18 protein-coding genes are annotated in these 18,127 nt (G+C 65.6%); 4 read left to right on the top strand and 14 right to left on the bottom strand.

All coding sequences use genetic code 11. From position 1 onward, the window contains the following. Positions 1-12 precede the first annotated feature (12 nt). The 3 genes from nucS to EJC77_RS02155 all read left to right on the top strand — a co-directional run bounded on the left by nucS (position 13) and on the right by EJC77_RS02155 (position 2,425). Complete coding sequence (nucS, locus tag EJC77_RS02165) at positions 13-708, top strand: endonuclease NucS (protein ID WP_125609940.1); 696 nt, start codon at positions 13-15, stop codon at positions 706-708. Between the two features lie 40 nt (positions 709-748). After that, positions 749-1,996: an N-acetylglucosamine-6-phosphate deacetylase gene (locus EJC77_RS02160; protein ID WP_125609939.1), complete on the top strand. Its 1,248-nt coding sequence runs from the start codon at positions 749-751 to the stop codon at positions 1,994-1,996. A 225-nt stretch (positions 1,997-2,221) separates the two neighbouring features. Then, a complete protein-coding gene (locus tag EJC77_RS02155) occupies positions 2,222-2,425 on the top strand; it encodes a cold-shock protein (RefSeq protein ID WP_125609938.1) in 204 nt (67 codons plus the stop codon). An 88-nt stretch (positions 2,426-2,513) separates the two neighbouring features. Here the strand turns inward: EJC77_RS02155 and EJC77_RS02150 are convergent, their stop codons facing one another. From EJC77_RS02150 to EJC77_RS02085, 14 genes are all read right to left on the bottom strand, one after another. Beyond that, positions 2,514-5,015, bottom strand: a complete 2,502-nt coding sequence (locus EJC77_RS02150) for a bifunctional lysylphosphatidylglycerol flippase/synthetase MprF (protein ID WP_125609937.1) — start codon at positions 5,013-5,015, stop codon at positions 2,514-2,516. Further along, positions 5,012-6,268 carry an alpha/beta hydrolase gene (locus EJC77_RS02145; RefSeq protein WP_240629678.1) on the bottom strand — a complete coding sequence of 419 codons (1,257 nt, stop codon included), beginning with the start codon at positions 6,266-6,268 and terminating at the stop codon, positions 5,012-5,014. The genes EJC77_RS02150 and EJC77_RS02145 overlap by 4 nt, the downstream gene beginning before the upstream one ends. A 146-nt stretch (positions 6,269-6,414) precedes the next feature. Continuing rightward, positions 6,415-6,846 carry a DUF2550 domain-containing protein gene (locus tag EJC77_RS02140; RefSeq protein WP_125609935.1) on the bottom strand — a complete coding sequence of 144 codons (432 nt, stop codon included), beginning with the start codon at positions 6,844-6,846 and terminating at the stop codon, positions 6,415-6,417. A gap of 11 nt (positions 6,847-6,857) precedes the next feature. Then, entirely contained in the window at positions 6,858-7,148 is a 291-nt protein-coding gene (locus EJC77_RS02135; protein WP_125609934.1) for a F0F1 ATP synthase subunit epsilon, read from the bottom strand. 2 nt (positions 7,149-7,150) lie between these two features. After that, on the bottom strand, positions 7,151-8,605 hold the full coding sequence (atpD, locus tag EJC77_RS02130) for a F0F1 ATP synthase subunit beta (protein WP_125609933.1): 1,455 nt from the start codon (positions 8,603-8,605) through the stop codon (positions 7,151-7,153). A 69-nt stretch (positions 8,606-8,674) separates the two neighbouring features. Further along, positions 8,675-9,568, bottom strand: coding sequence for a F0F1 ATP synthase subunit gamma (locus tag EJC77_RS02125; RefSeq protein ID WP_125609932.1), 894 nt, complete (start codon positions 9,566-9,568; stop codon positions 8,675-8,677). Between the two features lie 112 nt (positions 9,569-9,680). Further along, entirely contained in the window at positions 9,681-11,318 is a 1,638-nt protein-coding gene (atpA, locus tag EJC77_RS02120) for a F0F1 ATP synthase subunit alpha (RefSeq protein WP_125609931.1), read from the bottom strand. 112 nt (positions 11,319-11,430) lie between these two features. Further along, on the bottom strand, positions 11,431-12,273 hold the full coding sequence (locus tag EJC77_RS02115) for a F0F1 ATP synthase subunit delta (protein ID WP_125609930.1): 843 nt from the start codon (positions 12,271-12,273) through the stop codon (positions 11,431-11,433). Then, positions 12,273-12,827, bottom strand: coding sequence for a F0F1 ATP synthase subunit B (locus EJC77_RS02110; RefSeq protein ID WP_125609929.1), 555 nt, complete (start codon positions 12,825-12,827; stop codon positions 12,273-12,275). The genes EJC77_RS02115 and EJC77_RS02110 overlap by 1 nt, the downstream gene beginning before the upstream one ends. A gap of 46 nt (positions 12,828-12,873) precedes the next feature. After that, entirely contained in the window at positions 12,874-13,092 is a 219-nt protein-coding gene (atpE, locus tag EJC77_RS02105; RefSeq protein WP_125609928.1) for an ATP synthase F0 subunit C, read from the bottom strand. Between the two features lie 74 nt (positions 13,093-13,166). Next, positions 13,167-13,961 (bottom strand): F0F1 ATP synthase subunit A, encoded by a 795-nt coding sequence (gene atpB, locus EJC77_RS02100; protein WP_125609927.1) that lies wholly within the window; start codon positions 13,959-13,961, stop codon positions 13,167-13,169. Between the two features lie 103 nt (positions 13,962-14,064). Continuing rightward, positions 14,065-14,289: an AtpZ/AtpI family protein gene (locus tag EJC77_RS02095; protein WP_205786797.1), complete on the bottom strand. Its 225-nt coding sequence runs from the start codon at positions 14,287-14,289 to the stop codon at positions 14,065-14,067. Positions 14,290-14,368: 79 nt separating this feature from the next. After that, a complete protein-coding gene (locus EJC77_RS02090; protein WP_338069451.1) occupies positions 14,369-14,860 on the bottom strand; it encodes a Cg1360 family ATP-synthase-associated protein in 492 nt (163 codons plus the stop codon). A 124-nt stretch (positions 14,861-14,984) separates the two neighbouring features. Beyond that, on the bottom strand, positions 14,985-17,237 hold the full coding sequence (locus tag EJC77_RS02085) for an MraY family glycosyltransferase (RefSeq protein WP_240629661.1): 2,253 nt from the start codon (positions 17,235-17,237) through the stop codon (positions 14,985-14,987). Here EJC77_RS02085 and EJC77_RS02080 point away from each other — a divergent pair. Beyond that, positions 17,227-18,126, top strand: a complete 900-nt coding sequence (locus EJC77_RS02080; RefSeq protein ID WP_125609925.1) for a glycosyltransferase — start codon at positions 17,227-17,229, stop codon at positions 18,124-18,126. The two genes, EJC77_RS02085 and EJC77_RS02080, sit on opposite strands and share 11 nt — an antisense overlap. The last annotated feature ends 1 nt before the right edge of the window (position 18,127 follow it).

The following is an 18,127-nucleotide window of genomic DNA, read 5'->3' as shown; positions in this document are numbered from 1 at the left end:
AAAGTCGGTTCGGTGCGAGTTGTGATTGCGAAGTGCTCGGTCGACTACGTTGGCCGCCTGAAGGCCCACCTGCCGTTGGCCACCCGGTTGCTGTTGGTGAAGGCCGACGGCTCCGTCCTGGTCCATTCCGACGGCGGATCGTACAAGCCGCTGAACTGGATGAGCCCCCCGGCGTCGTTGCGTACGCGGCAGCCGGACGAGGCCGAGCTTGAGGACGGTGTCGTCGAGCAGTGGACGGTTCAGTCGGCCAAGACCGACGACCGGCTGATCATCAACATCCATGAGCACATCCACGACTGCCGCCACGACCTGGGCGTGGACCCGGGCCTGATCAAGGACGGCGTCGAGGCCGACCTGCAGCGGCTGCTGGCCGCCCAGATCGAGACGCTCGGGACCGGGTTCACGCTCGTCCGGCGCGAGTACTTCACGGCCATCGGGCCGGTGGACATCCTGGCCCGCGACGCCGCCGGCGCCACGGTCGCCGTCGAACTCAAGCGCCGTGGCGACATCGACGGCGTCGAACAGCTCACCCGGTACCTGGAACTGCTCAACCGCGACCCGCTGCTGGCCCCCGTACGCGGGGTCTTCGCCGCCCAGCAGATCAAGCCGCAGGCGCGCGTGCTGGCCGAGGACCGCGGCATCGAATGCCTGACCCTGGACTACGACGCCCTGCGCGGCGTCGACGACAGCGCCTCCCGCCTGTTCTAGCAAACGCAGTTCTAGCAACCGCAGTGTCTAGACTTGGAGCATGACCCAACTCGACACCCCCGGCACGCTCCCTGCCGGCAAGAAGCTGCTCCGGGGAACCGTTGTCACCGACCATAAGATCATCCCCCACGGTTTGGTTGCCACGGACGGGGACAGGATCGTCTACGCCGGCCTCGAAGTCCACTTCGACGAGCCCGGGTTCGGTCCCGGCGATGTCACGGAGGACATGACGGCGCCCGATGACGGCTACCTCCTGCCGGGACTGGTGGACATCCACAACCACGGCGCCCATGGCGGCGATTTCCCCAGCGGCGACGAGGCGGCGGCTCGCGCGGCCATCGAGTTCCTGCACGGCGCCGGCACCACCACACTGCTGGCGAGCATGGTCACGGCCGCCCCGGAGGACCTGCTCCGCGGCATCGAATGCTATGCCCGGCTGACCACCGAAGGCCTGCTGGCCGGCATCCACCTCGAGGGCCCGTTCCTGTCCCACGCCCGGTGCGGGGCGCAGAATCCGGCCTTCCTGCTCGAACCGGACCTGGAGCTGGCCGCACGCCTCATCGAGGCCGGCGCCGGCACCATTGCCACCATGACGTACGCGCCCGAGCTGCCCGGGGCCGACGACCTCGTCGACCTGCTCACGGCGCACGGCATAGTGCCGTCGCTCGGCCACACCGAGTCCGATACCCCGACGGCGGACGCGTCCCTTGCGCGCGCCCGCGAGGGCCTGGACGGGGCCGGGTTCGACGGCGTCAGCGGCCGGCCCACCGTCACGCACCTGTTCAACGGCATGCCGCCGCTGCACCACCGCTCCCCGGGCCCCGTGGCCGCGTGCCTGCGTGCCGCGAAGGCCGGCCGGGCCGCCGTCGAACTCATCGCCGACAACACCCACCTCGACCCGCAAACCGTGTTGACGGTCTTCGACCTGGTCGGGGCGGCGAACGTCCTGCTGGTCACCGATTCGATGGCCGCGGCCGGGCTGGCCGACGGCACGTACATGCTCGGCCCGTCCCCCGTGACCGTGACCGACGGCGTCGCCACCATCGAGGGCACCGGTTCGATCGCCGGGGGCACCGCCACGCTGCTCGACGTGGTGCGCCGCACCCACGACGCCGGCGTGGGCCTGCTGGACGCCGTCCGCGCCGCCACGGCCGTGCCCGCCGGCGTGCTCGGCCTGGACGATGAGGTCGGCGCGCTGCGCCGCGGCCTGCGCGCCGACGTCCTGGTCGTGGACCACCGGTTGGAACTGCTGAACGTCCTGCGCGCCGGCCAATGGCTGCGCAATTAGTTAATAGTTGCCAAAATTGCCATTCATGCGTTGACCTTCAATGGCGGGCATGCCATGCTGGCAACAGTCTTAGTGCAAGTGTGTTTCATGCTCGCCAGACGCGGTGCGGGCGTGAGGCACCCGGTGAATTGGTCGCCAATGCATCCGGTTTCTTCTCGCATTGTTACCAACGGTCCGGATGAACCGTGCGGACCGGCATCAATTCATTTATGAGGAGAAATTCAGATGGCACAGGGGACCGTCAAATGGTTCAACGCTGAAAAAGGCTTCGGCTTCATCACCCCGGACGACGCCGATACCGACGTCTTCGTCCACTATTCGGAAATCAAGTCCACGGGATTCAAGACCCTGGATGAGAACCAGCGTGTCGAGTTCGAGGTGGGACAGGGCTCCAAGGGCCCGCAGGCCACCGGCGTCGTCGGCCTGTAGGCCGTAGCGACATCGCGACGAACAGGTTGGGCCCCCGGCATATGCCGGGGGCCCAACCTGTTTTCGGTGGCGCCCCCAGCGCCCTGCGCTAGCCCACGACCTCGCGCAGCAGCTTGGCGCTCTGCCGCACGGACAGGTTGGGCATGTAGGCCTCGCCGACGGCGCGGCCAATGCTCGGCAGCGCCAACGGGTCCTGGTACATCATGTAGAGCGTGCGGTGCCGCGGCTGGAACCGGCGCTTGAACGCGGCCAGCGACTGGAACCCGTACACCGGTTCCAACGCCCGGCCCAACAGGCGCAGCAGGGCCTGCATGGTCGCGTCCCCCGGGCCCTGCGGCTCGTCCGTGACGCCCTCCGTGTGCGCCAGCGGCGAGCCGGACAGCGAGATCACCTTCGTCTGGTCGCGGAAGTGCGACACGGCCTCCGCGATCAGGAATTCCATGACGCCGTTGAACGCCCCGCTATTGCGGCGCATGAAGTCAAGCGTCCAGCTTTCCACGACACCGGCGGAATGCACGGGCAGCCAGCTGGTGATGCCGTGGACCTTCTGGTCGGCGTCCACGGCCAGGCAGATCAGCACATTGTCGTCGCGCAGTTCCTGCACGCCGCCCAGGGTGAACCCCATTTCGGGCAGCGCCTTCTCCGACACCCATTCCTCGGAAATTTCATGGATTTGGGTGCGCAGCGTGGCGGGCAATTGGCTGTAGTGGAACCATTGGGCGCTGATGCCCAGACGCCGGGCCTTGTTGAGCGCGGTCCGCACGTTTTGCCACTCCTTGCCCTTGAACTCCATGTCCTGGATGTCCAGCAGGGTTTCCTCGGCAACGGCGGCGCGGCGGAACCCCATGGCGGCGAGCGAGCCCCAGTGGTCGTCCGCGACCGAGTAGAAGCACGGCGTCAGCGACTGGTCGGCGCAGAAGTGCGCGAACTCGCCCAGGGCGCCCTCGACGTCGCCCGGCTCCCCGAACGGCCCCGCCACCGTGACGGCCACGCCGAAGTGCGCCTGGTAGGCCACCCCGACGGTGCGCGCTTCGTTGAACCAGTACGAGTTCCCGGGCCACAATGCCATCCAGGACAGCGAGCCGCCACCGCGCATGACCAGTTCCTTCGCCGTCGCCCGGTCATGCCGGGCCGGCCCCTCCCCGATTCGCCGGCTGAGGAACAGCAGCAGCACGCTCAGCACGCAAAACAGCCAGAACACCGCACCGCCCAGGCTGAACAGCAACGTGCTGAAGAACCCCTGCGGATACACGTCGATGCCGTAGCTGACGGGGAACGGGTAGGGCAGCAGCAGCCGGGGCAGGCCCGCCACGAACCCCATGATGCCGGTGCCCGCGTTGTAGTTGCCTTCCGCGAACCACGCGATGGCGTATAGCCCGATAAAGCCGCCGAGCGCCAGCAGGAGCAGGGCCACGGTGCGCCGGCGCAGCTGCGGGTCCACGTCGATGGTGAAGTGCCGGCGATTCAGGAACAGTGCCAGGGCGATGAGGAACGGCACCAGTACGACGGGCAGCAGCTCGATCACCGAGGAGCTCATGCTCAGTGTGTGGCTGCCGCGGCGCAACGGCAGCCCGAGCAGCGTGAAGACCTGCAGGTAGACGAAGGACGCCACGCCGATGGTCAGGTGGGCGAAGATCGTCACCCACAGGGCCATGCGGGAGCCGCGGCGCAGGCCCTCGGCGCAGGCGAGCAGCAGCAGCATCGGCACCAGCGCCATCAGGTGCCGGCCGGGGCCGACCATGCCAGCCCCATGGATGAGTTGCCCGCACGTCAGGCGCACCCCCGGCGGGCAGTCCAGGTTCATCTGCGCGAGCGTGGGCAGCGGGTTGATGATGACATTGCGCAGCACGGCCAACGGGCCCACCGGGGCGTACGCGATGGCGGCCATGAGCGGTCCTGCCGCGAACACGGCCACCACGATGGCCAGCGTTGTGCGCGACTCGTGGCTGGACGATCGGATGATGTGCGCCGTGCCCGGATGCGGCACCAACACCAGCCCCAGGAGCAGCCCGGACAGCACCCCCAGCAGGACGAGCAGGTTCTGCGCGTGCCCCACGTACAGCAGCAGCATCAACGCCACGGCGATCGCGAGGGACTGCAGCCGGCGCCGCCACAGGACGCTGATCATCGGGCTGGCCGCCATCAGCGCACCGGCGACGCCGGCAAACGGCCCCAGCATCACGGCGTCGTCCATGCTCGCCAGCCACTCCACGTCGAGCCGGTCGGAGATCTCCACGATCACCGTGAACAGCACGACGGCGGCCAGCTGGGTCCCGAAAAAGGCCACCACGGTGCGCGCGGTGCCCATGGTCCGCTCGGCCAGCCCGAGCGCGGCAAGCACGAACGCGATGGCGAGCAGCAGCTGGGCCGGGTTCCCGGTGAAGAACACGGAGCTCAGGAAGGACCACCACCGGGTCGTGAGCAGGTCATGGGCGTGGAACGCGGCATTGCGCCCCGGCAGCCGGCTGCCGTTGAACAACAACGTGTTCAGGACGATGCCGGCCACCAGCAGCGCCACGGACAGGGAGGCGGAGAACGGGATCCGGCGCAGGCCGGCCACGGCCTGTCGCAGACCCGACGCGGGATTCACCGGGCAACCAACCCCAGCGGCTTGGCGAGGAAACCGAGCAACGACGGCAGCGCCGAGGTGACCATCAGCCAGGAATGATTCCCCGGGAAGGAGGTCATCTCCGTGTGCATGCCGGCCTTCTGCGCCGCGGCCCGCAAGACCTTCGCATTGTGCGTGAAGACCGCATCCTCCTGCCCGGCCGCAAACCAGCCCTGGGCCTCGGGGTAGCGGTGTTCGGCCATCAGGGTCAGCGGCACCTGCGCCTCGAAGGCGGCCGTATTCCCGCCGAATGCGTGGTCGATGGTGATCTGCCGGTTGACCGTCAGGGCCGGCTCCGCCTCGGGTGCAAGGGCCACGAAGGTCGGGTAGATGTCCGGGTGGCGCGTGACCATCTGGACGGCGCAGGTGGCCCCGAAGGAAAACCCGCCAAACGCCCAATGCCGCGGGTTCGTGTCCACGTCAAGGGTGGACTTGATCCAGTTCGGCACATCCTTGGACAGGTAAGTGTCGGCATGCCCCAAACGAGTGTCCATGCACATAGTATTGCCCGTTTCGCTGCCGTTCGGGTCCGGCATGACGACGATGGGCGCGAGCCCGCCGTGTTCGGCCGCGAAACTGTCCAGCGCCGCCGGCAGGTGTGCCGAGTCGAGCCAGTTGCCCGGATACCCTGGCTGGCCGGTCACGAGCACGAGCACGGGCAGTGCCGGACGATGTTGGACGAAGTATGCGGGGGGCAGGTAGACGAGCCCCGGGCGGCCGTGGAAATGCGAGAGGGTGCCCGGAATGGGCACCTGGCGGACCACGCCGTGCGCCTTCACGCCCTTGGGTGCAGTCCAGCCGGCCGCGACGGCCGCACGCTCGAACGGGTCCGGCCCCTTTCGCTTCCGCAGGAATGGCGGAATCCCCTTGGGCACGGCCGGGGCGCCGAACACGACGTCGCCAACGGTGGTCAGCTCGCCGAAATAGGCGTTGATCTGCAGGCCGCCGAACACGACGATGACGACGGCGGCCACGGGGGCCAGGAGCCGGCGAAACCAGGAGGGCCGGTAGACGAACGTCCCGACGGCCAGCAGGATCCCCCAGAACGCCACGCCAGCCCACACGATCACATCGAAGGGCAGGTCCTCGGGCCACCAGTACCAGGCATGGATGACCAGCCAGCCGCACAGTGCGGCAAGCCCGGCGGCCACAGCACCGGTCACCACGCAGTAGACCCACCAGTGCCAGCGCCGCCGCAAGAGCAAGAACGCCAACGACACCAATGCCAGGACCATGACGGTCACAGGGAGCCATCCATCAATGACATTGATGCCATACAGCAGCTTGTGCACTCAAGTCCCGCAATCTCCCAGATTCCTGCGGTCTTCCAGCGAAAACCGTTAAAAGAGTAGCTGTGCAGACTGGATACACGCTGGGAGGGCTAGCGCCAGGTGCCGACGCCGATGACCGGACCGGCTTCCAGCCAGGACGACAGGCCCGCATAGGCGTCGAACTTCATGGCCATCAGGATCTCCCGGCCCTGGAACTCGAGGGTGACGATCACCGTGTCCGGTTGCACCTGGGTGCGTTCCTCCTCGGTGGGCTTGCGACGGCCCACCAGCACGATGGCGCTGCGTTGCATGCGAACGCGCGGGCGCGGGCTTAACGACAAAAGCCGGAACCACTCGAGTTCCGACTCCTGGTAACGACAAACCCCCATCCGCCAACGGCGATTGGCCAGGCAAATGGAGGCGTCCACCGTGCCCAGGGCGCGCCGCAGTTGAAAGCGGCGCACCCCGAACAGGCAGAGCGAGAGAATGACCAGCAGGAAGCAGGCTGCTATGGCAAGGAAGGCTGTACCCGGCTGGTTCATCTAGGGCGTTGCTATCGAGTCCCTGCGGTCGCGGACACGCCATCGCGCAGCTGGGCGTTGTCCGCAACGATGACGACGCGGTTGCTGTCAACCGAGAAGAATCCACCATCCACGTCGGCCGTGATGCGGCTTCCGTCGACGGGGTCGATGACCAGCTCGCCGGGTGCCATGATCGCCAGCAGCGGCGAGTGACCGGCCAGGATGCCGATCTCGCCGTCGCTGGTTCGCGCCTTGACCATCTTCGCCTCGCCGGACCACACAAAATGGTCCGCCGCCACGATTTCCACGTCGAGAACGGCCATGGCTACTTCGTCGATTCCTGGATCTTGGCCCACTGGCGTTCGACGTCGGTCATGTCACCGACGTTGAAGAACGCCTGCTCGGCGATGTGGTCGACGTCGCCGTCGCAGATGGCCTTGAAGCCCTCGATGGTGTCCTTGATGGACACGGTGGAGCCCTCGACGCCGGTGAACTGCTTGGCGGTGTAGGTGTTCTGCGACAGGAACTGCTGGATGCGGCGGGCGCGGGCCACGACGATCTTGTCCTCCTCGGACAGTTCATCGACACCGAGGATCGCGATGATGTCCTGGAGTTCCTTGTTCTTCTGCAGGATCTGCTTCACGCGCACGGCCGTGTTGTAGTGGTCGTGGCCGATGTACTGCGGGTCGAGGATGCGCGACGTGGAGGTCAGCGGATCAACGGCCGGGTACAGGCCGCGCGAGGCGATCTCACGGGAGAGTTCCGTGGTGGCATCCAGGTGCGCGAACGTGGTCGCCGGCGCCGGGTCGGTGTAGTCGTCGGCGGGCACGTAAATGGCCTGCATGGACGTGATCGAGTGACCGCGGGTCGAGGTGATGCGCTCCTGCAGCAGGCCCATCTCGTCGGCCAGGTTCGGCTGGTAACCCACCGCGGAGGGCATGCGGCCCAGCAGCGTGGAAACCTCGGAACCGGCCTGGGTGAAGCGGAAGATGTTGTCGATGAAGAGCAGCACGTCCTGGTTCTGCACGTCACGGAAGTACTCCGCCATCGTCAGTGCGGACAGGGCCACGCGCAGACGCGTTCCCGGCGGCTCGTCCATCTGGCCGAACACAAGGGCCGTGTCCTTCAGGACGCCCGCCTCTTCCATTTCGACCCAGAGGTCGTTGCCCTCACGGGTACGCTCGCCGACACCGGCGAACACGGACGTGCCGCCGAAGTTGCGCGCCACGCGGGTGATCATTTCCTGGATCAGCACGGTCTTGCCGACGCCGGCGCCGCCGAACAGGCCGATCTTGCCGCCGTTGATGTACGGGGTGAGCAGGTCGATGACCTTGATGCCTGTCTCGAGCATCTCGGTGGAGCCCTCGAGGGATGCGAAGGACGGGGCCTTGCGGTGGATGGGCCACCGCTCGCTGATCTGCAGCTCCGATTCGGCAACGTCCAGCGGCTGGCCCAGGACGTTGAAGATGTGGCCCTTCACACCGTCGCCGACCGGGACGGAGATCGGTGCGCCGGTGTCCGTGACGGAGGTGCCGCGGACCAGCCCGTCGGTGGCCTGCAGGGAGATGGCACGCACCAGGTTGTCGCCCAGGTGCAGCGCGGTCTCGAACGTGATGGTGCGCGTCTTGCCGGCCAGGGTCAGCTCGGCCGTCAGCGCGTTGTAGATGCCGGGGATGGCGTCTGCCGGGAATTCGACGTCAACGACGGGGCCAATGACGCGCGCGATGCGCCCGGTGGCACCGGCCTTGGCGGCTACCTGCTCTGTAGTGGTGGCAGTCATCTCTCTCACTTCAATTACGTGGATGGCGTGGGTTAAGTCTAACTGGGTCGGAATTCCGTGCCGTGGCGGCTACGACGCGTTGAGCGCGTCGGCACCGGCCACGATCTCGGACAGTTCCTGGGTGATTTCGGCCTGGCGGGCCGTGTTGCGCAGTCGCGTGTACTTCTTGATCAGCTCGGTGGCATTGTCACCGGCGGACTTCATGGCGCGCTGGCGCGCGGCAAGCTCGCTGGCCGCCGCCTGCAACAGGGCGGCGAAGATGCGCACCTCGATGTAGCGCGGCAGCAGGGCGTCCAGCACCTGCTCCGTCTCCGGTTCGAATTCGTACAGCGGCAGCAGCTCGGCCTCACTGGCCGCCTCCTCCTCGACAACCTCCAGGGGCAGCAGGCGGACAACCTGCGGCACCTGCACAACCATCGACTGGAAGCGGGTGGAGACGATGTGGATCTCGTCCACACCACCCTTTTCGTAGTCGGTGGCGAAGGCCTCGAGCACCGCGGCGCCGATCTCCCGTGCCGTGGCGAACTCGGGGGCGTCCGTGCCCCCGGTCCACACCCGCGTGAAGGAGCGGTCACGGAATTCGAAGTACGCCTGCGCCTTGCGGCCGACCAGGTAGTACTCGATTTCCTTGCCTTCCTTGCCGAGCAGCTCGGCCAGCTGTTCCGCCTGCTTCAGGACACCGGCGGAGTAGGAGCCGGCGAGACCGCGGTCGGAGGCAACGATGACCACCGCGGCGCGGCGGATCTGCTCCGGTTCCCTGACCAGGGGGTGGTCGATTTCGGACTGCGTCGCAACGGCAGAAACGGCACGGGTGATGGCGTTCGAGTACGGCAATGAGGCTGCCACACGGGCACGCGCCTTGCCGATGCGCGAGGTAGCGATCAGCTCCATCGCCTTGAAGATCTTGCGCATCGACGTGGTCGAGGCAATCTTCTGGCGGTAGACCCGGATCTGGGCTCCCATACTTTTCCTTTCCTAGGAATCCCGGTGGTTGAGCCTGTCGAAACCGCTGGTTGAGCTTGTCGAAACCTTAGGTTTCGACAAGCTCAACCAGCGACAAGCTCAACCCACGAAGCTAGCGCTTCTGCTTGACGATCTTCTCTTGGTCGACCTCGGAGTCGGCCAGCGGCGCGTGCTCCTCGTGACCGGCACCGACCAGACGGTTGTCACCCTCGCCGAAGAAGCCCGCCTTGAAATCGACGATGGCCGTCTTGAGTGCATCAACCGTCTCGTCGGCCAGCACGTTGGTCTGCGCCAGCGTGGTCAGGATCGAGGAGGAGTGGCGCAGGTGGTCCAGGAATTCGCGCTCGAAGCGTCCGATGTCCTCGACCGGGACGTCGTCCAGGTAGCCGTTGGTGCCGGCCCAGATGGACACGACCTGGTTCTCGACCGGGAACGGCGCATACTGGCCCTGCTTGAGCAGCTCCATCAGGCGCGCACCGCGGGTCAGCTGCTGCTTCGACGCGGCGTCCAGGTCCGAGGCGAACATGGCGAACGCCTGCATGTCGCGGTACTGGGCCAGGTCCAGCTTCAACGTGCCGGAGACCTTCTTCATCGACTTCACCTGGGCGGCGCCACCGACGCGGGACACGGAGACACCGACGTCGACGGCGGGACGCTGGTTGGCGTTGAACAGGTCCGACTGCAAGAAGATCTGGCCATCGGTGATGGAGATCACGTTCGTCGGGATGTAGGCGGAGACGTCGTTGGCCTTGGTCTCGATGATCGGCAGGCCGGTCATCGAGCCGGCGCCCAGCTCGTCGGAGAGCTTGGCACAACGCTCCAGCAGGCGGGAGTGCAGGTAGAACACGTCGCCGGGGTAGGCTTCGCGTCCCGGCGGGCGGCGCAGCAGCAAGGACACGGCACGGTAGGCCTCGGCCTGCTTGGACAGGTCGTCGAACACCACCAGCACGTGCTTTCCGCCGTACATCCAGTGCTGCCCGATGGCGGAACCGGCGTACGGGGCGAGGTACTTGAAGCCGGCCGGATCCGAGGCCGGGGACGCCACGATGGTGGTGTATTCCAGCGCACCGTGGTCCTCCAGGGTCTGGCGGACGGCCGCGATGGTCGACGCCTTCTGGCCGATGGCCACGTAGATGCAGCGGACCTGCTTGTCGGTATCGCCGGAAGCCCAGTTGGCCTTCTGGTTGATGATCGTGTCCACGGCGAGGGCCGTCTTGCCGGTCTGGCGGTCACCGATGATCAGCTGACGCTGCCCACGGCCCACCGGGATCATCGCGTCGATGGCCTTCAGGCCGGTCTGCAGCGGCTCGTGCACGCTCTTGCGCTGGGTCACGCCCGGGGCCTGCAGTTCAAGCGCACGGGTGGTCTCGGCGGCGATCGGGCCCAGGTCGTCGATGGGCTGGCCCAGCGGGTCAACCACGCGACCCATGAAGGCATCGCCGACCGGCACGGACAGGATGTCGCCGGTGCGGTGGACTTCCTGGCCTTCCTCGATGCCGGTGAAGTCACCGAGGATGATCACGCCGATTTCACGCACATCCAGGTTCTGGGCCAGGCCCAGCGTGCCGTCCTCGAAGCGAAGCAGCTCGTTGGCCATGACGGAGGGAAGTCCCTCCACACGGGCAATACCATCACCGGCCGAGATGACCCGGCCCACTTCTACACGTTCGGCGTTGCCCGGTTCGTAGGACGCCGCGAACTCGTTCAACGCATGGCGGACGTCGTCGGCGTTGATGGTCAATTCGGCCATCTGCAGTCCCTGCTCTCCTGTTTCGCGATCATCGAGAGGGTTCACGATGACCTGGCTTTGGGCCTTGCCCGCCCCAATTGGGCGGGCGGCCCGATTCTTTGATTTTGCCTGGCTATCCAGCCAGTTGGCGGCGCAGTTCGCCGAGGCGGGCCGTGACGGACGCATCCACCACTTCATCGCCCACCTGCACGCGCACACCGCCGATGAGCGTCGGGTCAACGCTGATGTTGACCTTCAGCTCGCGCCCATACAGCGAGTTGAGACCGCGCTGCAGGCGTTCGACGCGCGCGGCATCGAGCGGCCGGCTGACCGTGACATTGGCAATCCAGCGCCGCTGGCGTGCCGCGGCCAGGTGCGCGAACCGTTCGATGAGCTTGGTGGTCTTCAGGCCACGCGGATTGGTCACCGCCTGGTCGATCAACACCTTGGCTTCCTCGCAGGCGCCGGGCACAAGCCGGCGTGCCAGCGTCGTGCGTGCTGCCACGCTTGCCTGCGGCTCCGTCAGGGCGCGCTGCACCTCGTGACTGGAGGCAACGGCCTGATTGAAGGAGAACAGGTCGTTCTCCAACTGCTCCAGAGCGTTGTAGCCCGAAACGGGGGAACCGGAGAGTGCAGGCGCGGTGCGGTTTTCGGCAACGGCAATGACCACCGTGGCGGCCAAGGTCTCGAGTGCATCGCCGATGTCACGTGCATCTGCCCAGCGCGAGGCGGCCAGCTTGGCGACAATGGACTCGGCCGTGGTGCCGACCTTGCCCTTGACCAGGTTGGAGGCCAGGGCCGACTTTTCCGTGCCGCGACGGGCCGGATCGGTCAGGGCACGGCGCAAGCCGGCCGAACTGTCCAGCGTGGCCAGCACACCGAAAAGTTCCTGGGCCAACGTCAGCGTTGCGGAAGGAAGCACTGCTTCCAAGTCACCCAGTGCCGCCGTCAGCGATTCGCTCGATACACCTGCCATTACCGGTTTGCACCTTCGCTTTGCTGTTCCAGATCCGCCAGGAAGCGGTCGACCACGCGTGCGGCGCGGGCGTCGTCGTCCAGCGACTCGCCCACGATGCGCCCGGCCAGCGTGGTGGCCAGGGAGCCCACTTCGCTGCGCAGCGACACGACGGCGGCCTGGCGCTCGGCGGCGATGGCCGCCTGGGCCTGCTCCGTGATGCGTGCGGATTCGGCCGCGGCCTTGTCCTTCAGGTCGGCCAGGATCTGCGCACCCTCGTTACGGGCTTCCTCGCGAATGCGATTGGCCTCGGCGCGGGCGTCCGTGAGCTGCTTCTTGTACTCGTCGAGGGCAGCGGACGCCTCGGCCTGGGCCTTCTCGGCCCTGGCAATGCCGCCCTCGATGGCCTCGGTGCGCTCGGCATACGTCTTCTCAAACATCGGGACAACGAACTTGACCACGATGATCATGAGGATGACGAAACCGACGCCGACCACCAGGATTTCAGCCCAGTTGACTGCCAGAGGGCTGCTGGAGGCGGTGTCCTCGGCTGCCGTAATCATGAGGCTCTTCATCTTTCACCCGTCCTTTTCTACTCGTGTGAAGGGAACGCGTGAGTCTTTACTTGAGCACGAACGCGAACACGAGGCCCAGGATGGCGAGGGCTTCGGTCAGGGCCAGGCCGAGGAACGCCAGCGGCTGCAGCACGCGCTGGGCCTCCGGCTGGCGGGCGACACCGTTGATGTAGGCGGCGAAGACCAGACCGACGCCGATGGCACCACCGATTGCGGAGAGACCGTAACCGATGAGGTTCAGGGAGCCGTTGATTGTGCCGTTCATGTTGTTCCTTTCAAGATGCCCTTGTTGGGCAGGTTGTTTGGGTCGAGATATCCCCCGGGGGGAATGCTGTGGAGTCAGTGGCTGTCCGCGTGGACGGCACCTTCAATGTAGATCGCCGTCAGCAGCACGAACACGTACGCCTGCAAGACCATGATCAGTGCCTCGAGCATGTACATGGCGATCGAGCCGACCAGCACGAGCAGCGAGGTGCCCTTGAGCCAGATGCTCTCCTGAGCCAGGAGAAACTCGATGCCGGAGCCGGCGATCAGGACGATCAGGTGGCCGGAGAGCATGGTGGCGAACAGACGGAGGCTGTGCGTCATCGGGCGCACCACGAAGTTGGAGATGATTTCGATCGGCACGACCAGCGGCAGGATGTACCACGGCACACCGGAGGGCACCACGGCCAGCTTGAAGTAGCGCAGCCCGTTGGCCTTGAGTCCGACACCGATCCAGGTGATGTAGACGATGACGGCCAGCAGGTACGCGCCGGAGACGTGCGAGAAGCTGGGCAGCTGGAGGACCGGGATGGCACCGAAGAGGTTGTTCACCAGGATGAAGAAGAACAGTGTGAACAGCAACGGCACGAACTTGCGGTAGTCCTTGGCGCCGATAACGTCCTTGGCCACCGAGTTGCGCACAAAGCTGTAGCCCATCTCACCCATGAACTGCAGCTTGCCGGGAACCAGCTGGCGCTTGCGTGCCGCGGCCACGAAGAACCACGCGATGAGCACCACGGAGAGCGCCACCAAGATCATCTGCTTGGTGACTTCAAACCCACCGATGCTGAAGAACGGTGTCAAATGGCTTGAGACGCTGGGCGGGGTGAAGCTTCCACCATCTTGGGCGGGGAGCGTAAGCGCGATCAACGCGATTCCTCTCTGCAGGGTCCATTACTGGGCACGGTCCGGGGAATCACGGCGGAAATCGCCATGCTGCCCCCAACGTTATTGAAATTGAAAAAATGTGGGATCACGATTGCTCGTCTCCATTGCCGCCGGCCTCCGGATCGGCTCCGGCAGCGTCATTGGTGCGGGTGCTTTTGAAGCGGCGGGCAAAGGACAGGTAGAAACCACCGACGAGACCGACGAAAGCCCCGGCCAGAACAAACCACCGTGTTCCGAGCAAGATATCCAAACCCCAGCCTATCAAACTCCAGATCAGGATTCCGCCAAGGATGTAGCTGAAGACCCGCATTCCGGCGTTGTATCCGCCGCTGCCATCGGGGTTGCCGGTGCCGCCGGAGGCGACGGAATACCGGTCCCCGCCGTGCCGCCTACCCGCCATTGTCGGACTCCGTCCCGGAGCCCGGCCCGGGATCGTTGTACAGCTGCAGGCGTTGCCGGCTGAACGTCACGACCTCGGTGGCCTGCCACAGCACCACCACGACGACGGCGGCGAACGCGAACCACTGGCCGTGCAGCCAGGACGGCACCCCCAGGCTGAACAGGATGACGGCAAAGCCGACCACCTTCACCAGGTAGGTGACGACGAAGACGCCGAGCGCACCGGAGGGGTTCCGTTTGCCATAGATGTGCCCGACCAGCAGGCTCAGGGCGAAGAAGGCGATGACGACGACGGAGCCGAAGACGACGCTGCCGGCGCCGGGGAGCCCGACGAAGATCGCGGCAATGACGGCCATGATGACGACGGCGCCGCCGGAGACGACCAGGCACCGAGTCAGGATGGCCAGCCAAGGCGTCGCGCTGGGGCCGGAGGCAGGGCGCTGCGTCCGGGCGTCGCCGTTGCCGGCACGCTTGTCCATCATGGATACCCCATCGTAGGTGGGCCCTGAATTCGTCGGGCTCGGGAAACACAATTGGCGAGAATCGCCGCAATCAATTCTACATGAGATAGAACTATGGTTCGACCGCACTATTTTTTGCCGCCGGCTACGCCTCCTCCACCGCTCCGAAGGTGTCGGCGCGGACGGCATTGCGCTGGTGGGCGAAGACCAGGACCTCGGCCGCGACCCACGCGGCCGCCGCAAGCACAATCCCCCACTGGTACCACTCGTAATTCACCCAGGACGGCGTCTGGAGCCAAATGAACACCGTGGCAAAGGCGACAACCTTGATCATCATACCGACGATCAGCGTCCGGCCCGCGACGGCCGCCGATGCCGGCACGGCAAAATGCAGGACCAGCAGGCTCGCCCCGAAAGCGACGGTAATCGCCAGGCTCGCGGTCATGATGCTGTAGATGCCCACCACTCCCACACTATTGAGCGCGATGAAGCTGGCCACCACGGAAACACAGGTCACAGTGGCGACACTTCTGTGCAGTCGACGAAGCAGAGGTGAGGGCAGGACGGCCGGATCGGCGGACAGGCCGGGGCCCTCACCGTCTGCTGAGTTGGCGTCGCCGCCGTAGCGCGCCAGTTCCGACTTGAGCCGGGGGCCGGGCACCGGGATCGCCGGCAGCGGCCCGGTGTGCGCGTGCAGGGTCTGGGCGGGCGCCTGCTTCTGTGCGGACTCCTGGCCTGCCGACGCGACGGCATTTTGGCGCAGCCAGGGATTCATGGTCAGGAACCCGACAACGGGCAGCACAATGAGGTTGAAGATCGTCACCGGCACCCAGTACATGAAGGCGTACGCTGCACCGCCGAAGGCGAGGAACGCCGTCCAGATGTACATGACGACCACTGCCTGGCGTTGTGAATAGCCGAAGTCGAGCAGTTTGTGGTGCAGGTGGCCGCGATCGGGCGTGAAGGGTGAGCGCCCGGCGGCCGTCCGCCGGACCACGGCAAGGCTGAGGTCAACGAGCGGCAGTGAGATTACGACCAGGGGCAAAATAATGGGCAGGAACGTGGGCAGCCCGCTGGCCCGGTCATACAGGCCGGAGCTGATCTGTCCGGCCGCGACGACCGACCCGGAGGCCAGGATCAGGCCCAGCAGCATGGATCCGGAGTCGCCCATGAAGATTTTCGCGGGATAGAAATTGTAGGGCAGGAAGCCGATGCAGATTCCCACCATGATCGCCATCAACAGCGTGGCCAGGTCGGTGTAGTTGGGCAGGAGCGCGCTGCGGTGCACCCAATAAGCGGTGACAAAGAACGCCACGCCGCCGATTGCGGCGACGCCGGCCGCCAGGCCGTCCAAGCCGTCGATGAAATTGATCGCGTTCATGGTGAGGACGATGACGAACACCGTCAGGAAAATCTGCAGCGGGACGCTCTGAATTTCAATCGGTCCCAGCGGCAGCACGCGCAGGCGCGGACCCCACACGGCCACCACCAGGGCGCCCAGGATCTGGCCGCCCAGCTTGACGAAGCTGTTGAGGTCGGTAACGTCATCAATCGCCCCGACCACCAGGATGACCGCGGCGCCGGCCAAAATCGCCCACAACACTGTTGAGTCATGGAAGATGGCCTTGATCCAGTCCGTTTGCGAGGCAACCAGCAGGGCAACCGCGAGCCCCAGGAACATGCCCACGCCGCCGAGCCTTGGCATCATGACGGTGTGCACGTCACGGTCCCGCAACGGTGAGTAAATGCCGTTTCGCACCGCAACCAACCTCACCACGGGGGTGGAAAGGTAGACGACAACCGCAGCAAGGAGTCCGACGATAAGGTAAATGGACATGTCTCTTGCCGTTGTCTTCCGGTCGGTCGTTAGTTCTGCTTCTGGGCCTTCGATGAGCTGGCGCACGGCACGCGTCCAACGGCCCATCAAACTGGCGCGGCATGGCGTCCAGGGTCGACGCTGCTTTTCCAAACCCGATCCGAGACTACTTGACCGCCCGTTGAGGCGCCGTTGCCGGCCCCAAATCGTGTGTCGAAGGGGGAACATGAGTCGTGTCATTGCCAGGCAATTCGCCGCTTCGTTGCGTGACTCTACTGTACATGCCCGGCCAATGGTTGTTCGCCCGGAACCGCGTGCTGGCGACGTGCACCGGCGGCGCTGGCCGGCCCGCGGGCCGTGTCCCGCCTGCGGATTCGCCGTGTTCCGCAGAGCAACCACTTGGCGCCGTTTGGCCGCGTCAAGTGTTGTATCGGCAGTGCCGCCCGCAGTGTGTGCACGGCCGCCGGATCCGGATATGTCGCAAACCGGCCATGGTAAAATGAATAACAGTATAAAAATGTAGTCATATTCGCATACCAGACCTTTGCGTTGTGGCTGGAAGGAATCCTTGTTGCCCGACACCGTAGCGGCTGCTGCTCTCACGTTTGACCGCCCGGCAGATGTCCAAAAACTCCTCGCCGCATTGGCCGACCAGACCCACACCCTCCATTCAATTTCCCTGGTCGACGCCGGCACCGCCGACGTAGCCGAGATCGCCGGCGACTCCCCCGCCAATGTCACCTATATCCGTTCTCTGGCCAATCTTGGCGGTGCGGGCGGATTTTCGCTGGCCATCCTCAGCGCGATGGCCTCGGGTGCCGAATGGGTATGGATCATGGACGACGATGCCTTCCCCGAGGACGTCTCCTGCTTGGAAAAGCTGCTCGCAGCAGCAAACGAGCAGGGACTCGACGTCGTCCTCCCTCTCGTTGTCGCCCCGGGCGAACCGGACAAGCTTTCCTTCCCCTTCCGCTTCGACGGCCACCTCACCCATGATCGCGCCGAGATCGAACAACGCGGCTTCCTCAAGGACACGGGCCATTTCTTCAACGGTGCCCTCATCCGGACACGGGTTTTCCATGAGGTTGGACTCCCCGACATCCGACTTTTTATTCGCGGCGATGAAGTTGACTTCATGCTGCGCCTGCGGGCCGCCAAGATTCCCTTCGGCACCCTGACCACTGTTGCCCTGACCCATCCGGCCGGCTGGGGCGAAGTCCAGCACGTCCTGGGCGACCGGCTGCACGTGCTGGTGCCCGAAACGGCGTTCAAGCGCTTCTACTTCTACCGTAATCGCGGCTACCTGACCCGAAAGCACCGGCGCATCCGCTCCCTGGTGGCGGACACGGTGGGGTATCCGGCGTACTTCCTCCGGCGAGGCGACCTGCGCGGTTTGGCGAAATGGGCGTCCACCTACTCTGCGGGCCTGCGCGGAAAGAAATTCGGGCCGCCCGCCGAACAGGAGTTCTGAG

Origin of the sequence: Specibacter cremeus (assembly GCF_003946885.1) — a bacterium.
GTDB lineage: Bacteria > Actinomycetota > Actinomycetes > Actinomycetales > Micrococcaceae > Specibacter > Specibacter cremeus.
This window is presented reverse-complemented; position numbering and strand designations above follow the sequence as displayed.